A 12,994-nucleotide genomic window follows, 5' to 3' on the forward strand; every position below is an offset into this window, starting at 1 on the left:
GAATTGCGAAAAAGCACCACCAAATAAAAGGCTAGTGAAAGATACTGGCCGAACAGGACAAATTAACACACCTGAATAACCGCGCAAATATGCCAAGCTGGAAAAACACCCATTGCTAACGCTATACTGTTCGGCTTGTTGAGTGTAAAACGCTCAGCGTTTCAGGTGCTTCATTCTTCTTCGTCGAGATAGGGTTTCTATGGCTGGAAATGCGCAGCAGCAGTCACGTCTGAAGGAGTTGATCGCGCGTGGTAAGGAGCAAGGCTACCTGACCTACGCTGAGGTCAACGACCATCTACCTGAGGATATCGCTGATCCGGATCAAGTGGAAGATATCATTGGCATGATCAACGACATGGGAATCAGTGTCGTTGAAGAAGCGCCCGATGAAGACACCTTGATGATGTCGGACCATTCCACGGATGAATCCGCTGCCGAAGAGGCAGTTGCCGCATTGGCTGCGGTGGAAAGCGATGTTGGCCGAACCACCGACCCGGTGCGCATGTACATGCGTGAAATGGGCACGGTCGAGCTTCTGACTCGTGAAGGCGAGATCGAAATCGCCAAGCGAATTGAGGAAGGTACCCGTGAGGTCATGTCGGCACTGGCCTATCTTCCTGGTGCCGTGGCATCAATTCTGGACGCTTATGACGCGACCCAGGACGAAGAAGCCCCTGGCCGACTGTCGGATCTGTTTTCCGGTTTCATTGATCCTGATGAAGGGATTCCCGGCGTTGCTGAAGCAGAAGTTATTGAAGAGCCGGAGATAGATACCGAGCTTGACGATACTGATGTCGATGCAGATGACGATGAAGAGGATTCTACTGCCAATGAAGGCGGTCCGGATCCTGAAGAAGCCCGTGCCCGTTTTGAGCAGATTCGTGAGCAGAATGCCGCTGTAGAAGCTGCCTTCGCTGAACATGGTCGTGGCAGCCCTGAAGTCAAAGCCGAGCAAAAACGCCTGGCAGAACTGTTTTCACCGATCAAGCTGGTGCCGAAGCACTTCGAGCGTTTGGTCGGTCAGGTGCGTATCAGTGTTGAGCAGGTGCGCGCGCAGGAAAAGGCGATCATGCAGCTATGTGTGAAAAAAGCCAAAGTACCGCGTAAAACCTTCATTAAGTCTTTTCCTGGCAATGAATCACGCAAGGCATGGCTTGATGAGTTTCAGGAGGCGTTTCCCAAGTATGCGGATCGCCTGGAGCCGTTACGCGCCGATATCGCTCGTTCCCAGCGCAAGATAGCCTTCGAAGAAAACATGGTTCAGCTGATTGTGGGCGAGCTGAAAGAGGTGAATCGCAAGCTCTCCATTGGTGAAGCGAAAGCGCGGCGTGCCAAGAAAGAAATGGTTGAGGCCAACCTGCGTCTGGTAATTTCCATCGCCAAGAAATATACCAACCGGGGTCTGCAGTTCCTTGACCTGATTCAGGAAGGCAACATTGGCCTGATGAAGGCGGTGGATAAGTTCGAATACCGCCGTGGTTACAAGTTCTCGACTTATGCCACCTGGTGGATTCGCCAGGCGATTACGCGTTCGATTGCTGACCAGGCACGTACCATCCGTATCCCGGTACACATGATCGAAACGATCAATAAGCTGAACCGTGTATCCCGTCAGATGCTTCAGGAGATGGGGCGCGAACCGACGCCTGAAGAACTTGGCGAGCGGCTGGAAATGCCGGAAGACAAGGTTCGCAAGGTGCTGAAAATCGCCAAGGAACCGATCTCGATGGAAACACCGATCGGGGACGACGACGATTCCCATCTGGGCGATTTCATTGAAGACAGTACCATGTTGCTACCGATTGATATGGCCACCGGTGAAGGCCTGGTTGAGGCAACGCGTAATGTGCTCGGTGGTTTGACGGCGAGAGAAGCGAAAGTGCTGCGTATGCGTTTTGGTATCGATATGAATACCGATCACACGCTGGAAGAAGTGGGTAAGCAGTTTGATGTGACCCGTGAGCGGATTCGTCAGATTGAAGCCAAGGCATTGCGCAAATTACGTCATCCGAGCCGCTCGGAGCCGCTGCGTTCGTTCCTGGATGAGTAACGCCTTCACTGCGCTGTTCTGGTAAATCGCTGTTCGGATAAGCCAGTGTTTGGATAAACAAAAGCTCCTATCAACCAGAAAGCCCTTGCAGATCACTGTCTGCAAGGGCTTTTGGCTATTTATTCTGGCGCATTCAGACAAGCAATCGTTGATTATGGCATTTATATTGTTAAGTATAATGGTGATAATCCGTCAACGATGAACGAACTTCTCAATATATCGAAGGGACCAACATGAAATCACGCGCAGCAGTAGCACTTGAAGCGGGCAAGCCGCTTGAGCTTGTAGAGGTCGATGTAGAAGGCCCGAAAGCGGGCGAAGTTCTGGTCAAAATGGCGGCTACCAGTGTCTGTCATACCGATGCGTATACCCTTTCCGGTGCTGACCCAGAAGGCAATTTTCCTGCTGTTTTAGGTCATGAGGGCGCCGGTGTCGTACAGGAAGTCGGGCCTGGGGTCAGTAGCGTAAAGCCGGGAGACCACGTCATTCCGCTGTATACGGCTGAATGCGGTCAGTGTAAGTTCTGTCTGTCAGGCAAAACTAACCTGTGTGGTTCCGTGCGAGCGACCCAGGGGAAAGGCGTCATGCCGGATGGTACCTCGCGCTTTTCATTGGATGGCAAGATGCTCCACCACTACATGGGGACGTCAACCTTTAGTGAGTACACCGTGTTGCCGGAAGTCTCTCTGGCGGTGGTATCCAAAGACGCGCCCATGGATAAGATCTGCCTGCTGGGCTGTGGTGTCACTACCGGTATTGGCGCCGTATTGAACACCGCCAAGGTTGAACCCGGTTCGACGATTGCTGTTTTTGGCCTGGGCGCTATCGGGCTTGCAGTGATTCAGGGTGCCATGATGGCCAAGGCTTCGCGGATCATTGCGATTGATGTCAATCCGGATAAATTCGATCTGGCCAAGCAGTTCGGGGCGACCGACTTTGTGAATCCTAAAGATTACAGCGACCCGATTCAGCAGGTCATTGTTGATTTGACCGACGGGGGCGTTGACTACTCCTTTGAATGCATCGGTAACGTTAACGTGATGCGTTCAGCGCTTGAGTGCTGTCATAAAGGCTGGGGTGAATCGATCGTTATTGGCGTGGCGGGTGCAGGCGAAGAAATCGCCACGCGCCCGTTCCAGCTAGTGACCGGGCGCGTATGGAAGGGCTCAGCGTTTGGTGGTGTGAAAGGGCGCAGTGAGTTGCCGGGTTATGTCGAGCGTTACATGAACGGAGAAATCAACATTGATGATTTCATCACTCATGACATGCCGTTCGAGAAAATCAATGAAGCGTTTGATCTTCTGCACGCTGGCAAGAGTATTCGTACCGTGCTGCATTACTGAGTATGATAGGCGGGGTATAACAACCCCGATAGCCGCATGAAGCTGGCCGCGTCCAGCCATGATTCAGGAGCCTGTTGTCAGGAGCATGCCCATGAGTATGAGTGAAACCTTAGAGCTGGTATCGGCCAACCGCAGTTCTGGCGGCTGGCACAAGCGCTACCGACACTATTCGCGGGCGCTGGACTGCGACATGATTTTTGCCGTTTATCTGCCGCCCCAGGCAGAAAACGAGCGTGTGCCGCTGCTGTGGTGGTTGTCGGGCCTTACCTGTAATGATGAAAACTTCATGCAGAAAGCGGGTGCCCATCGGATAGCCGCTGAACTGGGGGTTGCGATTGTCTGCCCGGATACCAGTCCGCGCGGAACGGACTTACCGGGTGAGCATGAAAGCTATGACTTAGGCTCTGGTGCGGGGTTTTACGTGAATGCCACCCAGGCTCCCTGGAAATCCCATTACCGTATGTATGATTATGTGGCGGAAGAGTTGCCCTCTGTGGTGCGCCAGCACTTCCCGGTCAATGGGCGTGAATCCATTAGTGGCCACTCTATGGGCGGGCATGGGGCGCTTATTCTGGCATTACGTCATCCGGGACGTTTTCGTTCGGTCTCGGCGTTTTCCCCTGTCGTTAACCCGATGGCATGCCCATGGGGTCGTAATGCGTTTTCCAGCTATCTGGGGGATGATATTACCCGCTGGCGCCAGTACGATGCCTGTGAACTGGTGGCCAAAGGCGCATCACGTCAGCGGTTATTCATTGATCAGGGCGATGCGGACCAGTTTCTTGAAGAACAGCTGAAACCCGGGCGTCTGGAGGCCGTTTGTGAAGAGCATGACCACCCGCTGACGCTAAGGCGACAGCCCGGCTATGATCATTCCTACTTCTTTATTGCCACCTTTATTGAAGATCATCTGCGTTATCACGCTGAGCATTTATACAAGCGGTAGGGGTTGCTGATGCTGAAAAGAGCGCTCTCGCGTCTGGCCCGTATCCTTTGGCGCATCGTCTGGCGAGGGGCGCTCGCCTTTGTTCTGCTTTCTGTAGCGCTGGTTTTTCTGTTTCGCTTCGTGCCCCCTCCTGGGTCGATGGTCATGGTCGAGCGCAAGCTGCAAGGCTGGTTTGCCAGTGACCCGGTGACGATCAAGCATCAATGGCGGAACTGGGAGGATATGGCGGATGCTGCCAAGCTAGCGGTGATCGCCGCGGAAGACCAGCGTTTTCCGAGTCACTCTGGGTTCGATCTGATCGAAATCAGGCAAGCACTTTCCACCGCCATCAAGGGAGGGCGCTTGCGTGGTGCCAGCACCCTGAGCCAGCAAACGGCCAAGAATGTCTTTTTGTGGAGTGGGCGCAATTGGGGGCGTAAGGGGCTGGAGACCTGGTTTACCCTGTTAATTGAACTGATCTGGGATAAGCAACGGATTCTTGAAGTCTATCTTAACGTTGCCGAATGGGATGAGGGTGTGTTTGGCCTTGAGGCGGCGGCGCAGCACTATTTCGGTGTATCGGCCAGTGCTTTAAGCGAACGTCAGGCAAGCCTTCTGGCCGCTATCCTGCCCAGCCCGTTAACGCGCAGTGCCTCAAGGCCTAGTGCTCAGGTGGAACAGCGCAGCCAATGGATCCGCCAGCAGATGCGTAACCTGGGTGGGGCCCGCTATCTGGAGCGGATTTCATCGCCTAGATAGCGCCCTTGTCAGTCGTATTTGGTGTCATCTATCTGTGTCAGGGATTCCAGTTTCGGGCGGGCGAAGTAATACCCTTGTTGAACCGGGATGCCCAGACAGATCAGGCAGCGCGATTCCTCACGGGTTTCGACGCCTTCCGCGACCAATTGAATCTCCAGCTGAGTTGCCAGCGCCACCACACTATTCAAGATTGCCTGACGACGTATGTCGGAATCGCAGCCCATCACCAGTTCACGGTCAATCTTCAGCGTATCAGGACGCAGGTCAGTGAGTAGATCCAGGTTGGCATAGCCGTTACCAAAGTCATCCAGCGAGGTGGTAAACCCCATGGCGCGATAGCTATCAATGATATTGCGCATGTGGTTACGGTCTTTTACCCGTTCGGTTTCAGTAATTTCGAAATTGAGTCGATCAATCGGCCAGCCGACCCGCCTGGATGTTTCCAGTGTTGCCTGAATGCAGGCTGAAGGTTCATATACGGCATTGGGAAGGAAATTGATGGATAGACGTTCCTGCATATCCAGTTGGCTTGCGAGCTCAATTGCCTTGATACGACATTCCTGATCAAATCGATACATCAGCTCATCTGTCACCTTTGACAGGATGCTCCAGGCAGATTCCCCATTAGGGCCACGTACCAATGCTTCGTAATATACGATTCGGCGTTCCAGCACGTTAACAATAGGTTGAAACGCCATAGTAAAAGCAAACGGTACGGGATCGTCGCATCGGTTACAGTGACCGCCGACGCGGGCACAGCGTTGATTTGAAAAGGTCGTCATACTTTTCCTGAAAATACTGTTAGGTGCTGGCGCGATTCTGTGCAGATTTTACGACCATTATCACGCCAATAATTGTGATAGCCATTCCTGCCAGGCCAAGCCAGGGGAGGCGTTCATCAAATAGCAACCAGGCCTGTAGCGCTGTAACAGGAGGCACTAGATAAAAAAGACTGGCTACCCGTGATGCTTCGCCCCGCTTAATGAGTAACATTAACAGCATAATGGCAGACACTGACAAGACAAGTATCAGCCAGGCCAGTGTTAAAGCAAAAGTTGGTGTCCAGATGACGCTGCGAGTTTCCATTAGCAGTGCACCACACCCAAATACGGTGCCGGCAGCCAGATACTGAATGGCGGTACCAGGTAACAATGGCATACTGGTACAAAAGCGTTTCTGGTACAGCGTGCCAATGGAAATGCCTACCAGAGCCACCATAACGCTGAATAGCGCTGAAAAACCAAACCCTTTAAAAAGAGTTTCCCCGATATCCAGCTTACTACCCAGCACCAGGCTGATGCCAATCAGACCAATGACCAGGCCTGCCCACTGCCAACGATTGAGTTTTTCTCCCAGTAGAGGCCCTGCACAGGCGGCAGTCAGTAAGGGTTGAAGCCCTACCAGTAACGCTGCAAGCCCAGCAGGCATACCCTGATAAATGCCGTAAAAAACGCCGCCCAGGTAAGCCCCATGAACCAGGCAGCCAGTGACGGCAATATGCCCCCAAAGCTTAATGTCTTTAGGCCAGGTAATACCCATGGCAATGGTCAAGGGAACCAATATCAGCAATGTCAGAACAACGCGGATAAACAAAAAGGTGAACGGTTCGGCATAAGGTAGGCCGAATTTGGCACCGATAAACCCCGTGCTCCATAGCAGTACAAACAAAATGGGCATGGCGGCAAGCCCAAGCTCACCTGGCGTTGCGCTGCGAGCCGACCTGACCTTTTGGCTGAATGCTGAGCGTTGCATTGGTGTTCATCCTTTCAAACTGAGTGGTTTTTTTACATAAAGTAACAATAAAAATGGAACCTGTGTTTTTATCGTGCGTCCCAATGGGCACGTTTAAGACGTACGATCGACAATTCACTTCCTGAATCTTAGAGGTATTTATGCAACGTTTTACCGCACTGTTTTCCGCCGCACTACTCGCTACTGGTCTGATGGCGGCGACTGCAAATGCTCAGCAGACACAGGAACCTGCTCAAAATTCTATGGAAACCCAGCAAGCTCCAGCACGGGACTTCTCTGATCAGCAGTTGCAACAGTTTGCTGATGCGTCTCAGGAAATTGCCGTTATTTCTCAGGAATACACACAACGCCTTCAGGCTGCCGAAGATGAGCAAAGCCAGCAGGAAGTTCGCGCTGAAGCCAACGATAAAATGATCGAAATCGTTGAGAATAGCGGCCTGGATGTCGAAACCTTTAATGCTATTGGTCAAACTATCCAGCAAAATCCTGACATGATGCAGCGTGTTCAGGAAATGGCCTCGCAGTCGTAATATCAATCGTATTAACTGGTTAACAACTGGCTGATGAGTTAACGCTGCCATCAATCTGAGTTATGTCATTAATTAACCAGTATATTCTGAGGCTCGGCACATAAAAGTGCCGAGCTTTTTTGTATCTGGTACTTTATCTTGTGTGCTGATGCTTGCAAACTACAATTAATAGTGCCCCAAAGACGGCGTGTTGGCGAGACATTGTCAGTAACGTTACGTTAATGAAAAAGAACACCCAATAAAGCCCGTGACCCAAAGGAGAAGTGCATGGACGTTGAACTTCTGGAGATTCATCAGCACATGGGCAAGTTTCCGCCCTTTGACGGTTTATCAGATGCCTTGCTTGATCTCATTGCCGAAAATGTGGAAGTGCGCTATTTCAAAACAGGTAGCGACATTCTGAGTCTTAATGAGCCCATTAATGAGTTGTGTTACATCCGAAGCGGGGCCGTTGAAGTCTATCGTCGTAAAGGTGAGCTCTTTAACCGACTGGGAGAGGGCGATATTTTCGGGCATTTCAGCCTGCTGCGTGGGCATAGGGTGCGTCATCCGGCCAAGGCGATTGAAGATACCCTGATCTATTTCATTCCGGATGCGATTTTCCAGCAGCTGTGTGAAGAAGATGACCATTTTTCGGATTTTATCGAGGTAGAAAGGCCACGTCTGGAAAGTGCGGCAGAGGAGCAAAAAAAATCCAACGATATGATGGTTACCCGGATTCGCAAATTGTTATCGCGTTATCCGGTGATGGTTGAAACCACTACCTCTGTACAAGCAGCGGCTCAGCAGATGAGCGACGCTCAGGCATCGGCACTGCTGGTGCTCAAGAAAGGCAGTGGTAACCCACGTTATAGTTTTAAGGACAGTGAAGGTGTTGACTGGCAGATGTGTGGCATCCTGACTGACAGCGATTTCCGTAAAACGATTGTTGCTCAAGGGCTTGATTCCGATACGCCGGTGGGAGAGGTCGTCTCGTCCAACCTGATTACTGTCCAGTCGGATGTGTCGGTCTATGAAGCGATGCTGACGATGTTGCGCAGTAACGTTCATCATTTACCGGTGCTATATCGCCAGCGTCCGGTTGGGGTTGTGCACCTTTCGGACATTATCCGCTACGAAACCCATAGCGGGCTTTACCTGGTCAGTAATATTTTCAGTCAATCCAATGCCGAGGGTCTGGCAAGGCTGGCGCCGGACGTCAGTGCTGCCTTTGTGCGAATGGTGCAGGAAGAAGCGAATTCCCACATGGTGGGCAGTGCGCTTTCAACCATTGGACGCAGCTTTACTCGCCGGCTGCTCGAACTCGCAGAAGAAAAGCTTGGGCCTCCGCCGGTGCCCTACAGCTTTATGGTCAACGGTTCGATGGCGCGTAATGAGCAAAGCATCGTGACCGATCAGGATAATGCGCTGGTGATTGATGACGCCTTTGATCCAGCGTTGCATGATGAGTATTTCTTTCAGTTGGCGACCTTTGTCAGCGATGGCCTGGATGCCTGTGGGTATACCTATTGCAAAGGCAATGTGATGGCGACCAATCAGCAATGGCGGCAGCCATTACGGGTATGGAAAGAGTACTTCCGTGAGTGGATCAGCAATCCTTCACCTGAAAAGCTGTTACACAGCTCTATCTTTTTTGATCTCGACAGTGCTTACGGCGAAGACGTTTTTGTCGAGGCCCTGCAGGATCTGGTGGCAAAAGAGGCGTCTCAATCACCGCTGTTTCTGGCCGCCATGGCACGCAATGCGCTAAACCGCACACCACCGTTGGGATTTTTCCGTACGTTCGTGATGGAACAGGATGGCAAGCACAACAATTCCATCAATCTTAAGCGTCGTGGAACGGCACCAATGGTCGATCTTATCCGGATCCATGCGCTTGCCTGTGGTTCCAAGGCGCAAAATTCGTTTGAACGTCTTGATGACATCAGCAAGACCCAGCTCCTGGCGAATGGGGTGAGTGATAGACTCCGCTACGCACTGGAGTTTTTATGCATGTCGCGTATTCGTCACCAGGTTATTGATATACAGGAAGAACGCACCCCTGATAACAATATCGAGCCTGAAAACGTCGAGAGCGCCGAGCGCCACACTCTGAAAGATGCTTTCCAGGTGCTTAGCAATGCGCAGAAATTCCTGAAATTCCGTTATCCAATGCCCGCAAACCGTCCGGGGCGCAGCTGATGTATACCATACGCCCGCGTAAAAAAATCGTTCAGTCTGACTGGAATGGGTACATGGCGCAGCGTGGCCAGCAAGCTCAGAACCCTGCTATTGAGCGTTTCTTTCAGACGCCTCTGCCCAGCGGCGATACCCCGATGAACGAGGTGTCCATGGTAGCACTGGACATGGAAACCACCGGACTGGATGAGCGTCGTCACGCGATTGTGAGTATCGGTCTTGTGCCTTTTGACATGAATCGCATTCACATGTCGCAACGCCGTTACTGGGTGGTAAAGCCTCCGCGTCCCCTGGCGGAGGAATCGATAGCGTTTCACCATATTACCCACTCGGAAATCGCTCACGCACCGGATCTTGATGACATACTCGATGAGCTGCTGGATGCCTTGGCAGGTCGTCTGGTGGTGGTACATTTTCGTCATATCGAGCGGCCATTTCTCGATGCGGCTATTAAAGCACGACGAGGGGAAAGCGTTATTTTTCCGGTCATCGATACGATGTCGCTGGAGGCTCGTCTGCATCGGCAAACCTTGTGGGCGCGCTTTCGTCGCTGGTTAGGGCGGCCGCCGGTGTCGATTCGTCTTAACGCCAGCCGTCAGCGCTATGGCTTGCCTGCCTATCAGGGGCACCACGCCCTGGTCGATGCATTGGCCACCGCCGAGCTATTGCAGGCCCAGATTGCCCATCATTATCAACCGGACACGCCTTTGCATGATCTGTGGAGTTAAACAGCCTTCACGACGGCAGCATCCAGTATCTGTTGATTAGCTAATAATTGTCTGTTTTAAAAGCAATAAAAAGGGCAGCCCGAGGGCTGCCCTTTAACGTGCTTACCGTTTTGATCTATCAGGCGGCTTTGGGTTCGCTTGTCAGCCCTTTGATAATGGCATAACAGGCAACCAGCAGAATGAAAGTAAACGGGAAACCGGTTGAGACCGTCATGGTCTGCAATGCTGTCAAACCACCGCCCAGAAGCAGGGCAATCGCGATAGCACCCTCGATGATTGCCCAGAAGACACGCTGTGGTTTAGGTGCATCGACTTTACCGCCAGCGGTAATGGAGTCGATAACCAGCGAGCCTGAGTCAGAAGACGTCACAAAGAAGACAATGACCAGGACGATGGCAATAAACGACGTGATGTTCGAGAGCGGCAGTTGTTCGAGCATAACAAACAGCTGCAGATCAAGTCCCGCATCGCGAACCGTTTCTATGCCTTGGCTCACATACTGATCAATGGCAGTGCCACCAAAAGTGGTCATCCAAAGAACCGAAACAATCGAAGGCACTAGCAGCACGGCAGTAATGAACTCACGTACCGTACGACCACGGGAGACGCGTGCGATAAACATGCCGACGTACGGGGACCAGGAAATCCACCATGCCCAGTAGAACGCAGTCCAGCCCTGGCTGAAGTTGGCATCTTCACGGCCAAAGGGGTTGGAAAGCGCCGGTAGATTGACCGCGTAGCTAAGCAGATTCTCAAAGAAGCCTGTTGCAATCATTATCGTTGGGCCAACGGCGATGACAAAGAACAGCAAAGCTGCCGCCATAACGATGTTGATTTTTGAAAGCAGCTGAACGCCTTTATCCACACCTGCCAGAATCGATCCAATCGCAATAATGGTGATGCCGATAATCAGCAGGATCATGGTGATATCGCTTTCCGGCGCACCAAACAGGTATGTCAAACCAGCGGCAGCCTGTGAAGCACCTAGCCCCAATGAAGTCGCGAGACCAAACAGGGTTGCAAAAACCGCCAGAATATCAATCAAATGCCCTGGCCAGCCCCAGACGCGCTCACCCAGAATCGGGTAGAAAATTGAGCGCATGGAAAGCGGCAGACCTTTGTTGAAAGCAAACAGTGCCAGCGACAAAGCGACAACAGAATAGATGGCCCAGGGGTGCAGACCCCAGTGGAAAATCGTTGCAGCCATACCGACTGCAGCAGCGCCAGCTGCATTACCTTCAAAGTCTCCCACTGCACCACCCAAGGGTGCCCAGTCGCTGCCATCGAACGCGGTACCAAAGTGGGTCAGTGGCTCACCCACCCCGTAGAACATCAAACCGATGCCCATACCGGCAGCAAACAACATCGAAAACCAGCCCATATAGGTAAAGTCCGGCTTGGCATTCGCGCCACCAATGCGGATTTTACCTAATGGCGAAACCACCAGGAAAAGGCAGACAAGTACAAAAATATTGGCGGCAAAGATGAAAAACCAAGCCAGGTTGCCAGTCAGATAACCGAAAACCGCGTCATAGATAGGCGAAATCCGATCCTGCAATGCCAGTGTCAGTACAACAAAAAGGACGATCAGCAAGGATGAAATCGTGAACACCTTGCCATGCAGATCAATATTGAAACCCAATGGTGAGGCGGTAAGATTATCCTGACCAATCACATAATCAGTATCAATGAGATTGGCTGGGCCATCAGGGGCTCTAATACCTTCCGAGCCCTCATCTTCGGGACGCTGAGAGTTTTGCTCCATAGGTCATCTCCGTCGGTTGTGTTGTATTGGGTCAACCCTGTGTGAGGTTCGAGTGAACAGGATTGATAAGTCGTTAGTGTTTAGGGCGCACCAGAAAAACGGAGGCATCCGTATGTGTTGCCACCTTGCCGCCATGCGAAGGCATAACGATATCCAGGTGACGCGGAAGATGCGTCGCCATGATGACAAGATCAACGTCAAGTTCATCAATAGACTTGACCAGAATATCGTCAATGTTGGCGATCGGATCGGTTGAAGCGTAAACCTTGACGCTCACCGGCTGACCGTGAACGTCGTGGCGTTTCTGGGCAAATGCTTCGAGCTTCTGTTGATATTCATCCGGTGTGCGCGCAACACTATTAGGCGTATTGGACGTCACCCCTACATAAGTGATGGAAGCATCGTAATGTTTGGCCATGTCAGCCACTACCTCTAACGAGGATTCAAGAACCTCGATATGGGCAAGGTCGACAGGCACCATGATGTTATTAAACATGCTAGATTTCCTCTTCCTGTCAATACTGAGTACGTATCAATGCTTAGCACGTATCAATTGAGTACTCCTCAATAATAAATACTTCTCAATGATAAATACGTCTCAATGGTGAATACATCAACGCCAAGTGTCTACCTGGCTGACTGATCAACGTTTCAAGTCGTCAGGCGTGTCGATATGTTTGATTCGTTAGCGCATCTGTTCTTAAGCATATCTGCGAAACGCAGCTCGTAGCTTGTGGTAGTGATCGTGCGACCACCTTTACAGTTTAAGCGGTGTTATTAAGAAAAGAAGGGCTAAATGTTCAAATCTTATTAAATTTTATTATACATAAATGGTGCGACAATGTCACAACTCATATCCCTGTCGGCTGAATACAGGATAGACGCTACCTGTTTTTGCCCTGTTCAGACGTTGACTGTGGAGTTGTTTTTAAACGGTAGCGAGCCGCTGGGTACCCTGTTTGGC

11 protein-coding genes are annotated in these 12,994 nt (G+C 51.6%); 7 read left to right on the forward strand and 4 right to left on the reverse strand.

Features of this window, described 5'->3' with window-relative positions:
* Positions 1-199: 199 nt before the first annotated feature.
* The 4 genes from rpoD to mtgA all read left to right on the forward strand — a co-directional run bounded on the left by rpoD (position 200) and on the right by mtgA (position 5,077).
* Positions 200-2,050: an RNA polymerase sigma factor RpoD gene (gene rpoD / locus ACU6TU_RS04325; protein ID WP_447143353.1), complete on the forward strand. Its 1,851-nt coding sequence runs from the start codon at positions 200-202 to the stop codon at positions 2,048-2,050.
* A 233-nt stretch (positions 2,051-2,283) separates the two neighbouring features.
* Positions 2,284-3,393 (forward strand): S-(hydroxymethyl)glutathione dehydrogenase/class III alcohol dehydrogenase, encoded by a 1,110-nt coding sequence (locus tag ACU6TU_RS04330; RefSeq protein ID WP_447143354.1) that lies wholly within the window; start codon positions 2,284-2,286, stop codon positions 3,391-3,393.
* A 91-nt stretch (positions 3,394-3,484) separates the two neighbouring features.
* Positions 3,485-4,339 (forward strand): S-formylglutathione hydrolase, encoded by an 855-nt coding sequence (gene fghA / locus ACU6TU_RS04335; protein WP_447143355.1) that lies wholly within the window; start codon positions 3,485-3,487, stop codon positions 4,337-4,339.
* A 9-nt stretch (positions 4,340-4,348) separates the two neighbouring features.
* Entirely contained in the window at positions 4,349-5,077 is a 729-nt protein-coding gene (gene mtgA, locus ACU6TU_RS04340; RefSeq protein WP_447143356.1) for a monofunctional biosynthetic peptidoglycan transglycosylase, read from the forward strand.
* An 8-nt stretch (positions 5,078-5,085) separates the two neighbouring features.
* Here mtgA and ACU6TU_RS04345 read toward each other — a convergent pair whose 3' ends face one another.
* Both ACU6TU_RS04345 and ACU6TU_RS04350 read right to left on the reverse strand, forming a co-directional pair.
* Entirely contained in the window at positions 5,086-5,859 is a 774-nt protein-coding gene (locus tag ACU6TU_RS04345) for an EAL domain-containing protein (RefSeq protein ID WP_447143357.1), read from the reverse strand.
* Between the two features lie 19 nt (positions 5,860-5,878).
* The gene (locus ACU6TU_RS04350) at positions 5,879-6,829 is read right to left on the reverse strand and encodes a DMT family transporter (protein WP_447143358.1); all 951 of its coding nucleotides are present in this window, start codon (positions 6,827-6,829) and stop codon (positions 5,879-5,881) included.
* Positions 6,830-6,969: 140 nt separating this feature from the next.
* Between ACU6TU_RS04350 and ACU6TU_RS04355 the strand changes: the two genes are divergently transcribed.
* From ACU6TU_RS04355 to ACU6TU_RS04365, 3 genes are all read left to right on the forward strand, one after another.
* The gene (locus ACU6TU_RS04355; protein ID WP_447143359.1) at positions 6,970-7,359 is read left to right on the forward strand and encodes a DUF4168 domain-containing protein; all 390 of its coding nucleotides are present in this window, start codon (positions 6,970-6,972) and stop codon (positions 7,357-7,359) included.
* Between the two features lie 267 nt (positions 7,360-7,626).
* Positions 7,627-9,540, forward strand: coding sequence for a DUF294 nucleotidyltransferase-like domain-containing protein (locus ACU6TU_RS04360; RefSeq protein ID WP_447143360.1), 1,914 nt, complete (start codon positions 7,627-7,629; stop codon positions 9,538-9,540).
* Positions 9,540-10,265 carry a 3'-5' exonuclease gene (locus ACU6TU_RS04365; RefSeq protein ID WP_447143361.1) on the forward strand — a complete coding sequence of 242 codons (726 nt, stop codon included), beginning with the start codon at positions 9,540-9,542 and terminating at the stop codon, positions 10,263-10,265. The genes ACU6TU_RS04360 and ACU6TU_RS04365 overlap by 1 nt, the downstream gene beginning before the upstream one ends.
* Before the next feature lie 118 nt (positions 10,266-10,383).
* Here the strand turns inward: ACU6TU_RS04365 and ACU6TU_RS04370 are convergent, their stop codons facing one another.
* Together ACU6TU_RS04370 and ACU6TU_RS04375 are read right to left on the reverse strand one after the other, a co-directional pair.
* Complete coding sequence (locus tag ACU6TU_RS04370; RefSeq protein ID WP_447143362.1) at positions 10,384-12,030, reverse strand: BCCT family transporter; 1,647 nt, start codon at positions 12,028-12,030, stop codon at positions 10,384-10,386.
* 73 nt (positions 12,031-12,103) lie between these two features.
* Positions 12,104-12,526 carry a universal stress protein gene (locus ACU6TU_RS04375; protein ID WP_447143363.1) on the reverse strand — a complete coding sequence of 141 codons (423 nt, stop codon included), beginning with the start codon at positions 12,524-12,526 and terminating at the stop codon, positions 12,104-12,106.
* Positions 12,527-12,994: the final 468 nt, after the last annotated feature.

It is taken from the genome of Halomonas sp. LS-001 (assembly GCF_052983955.1).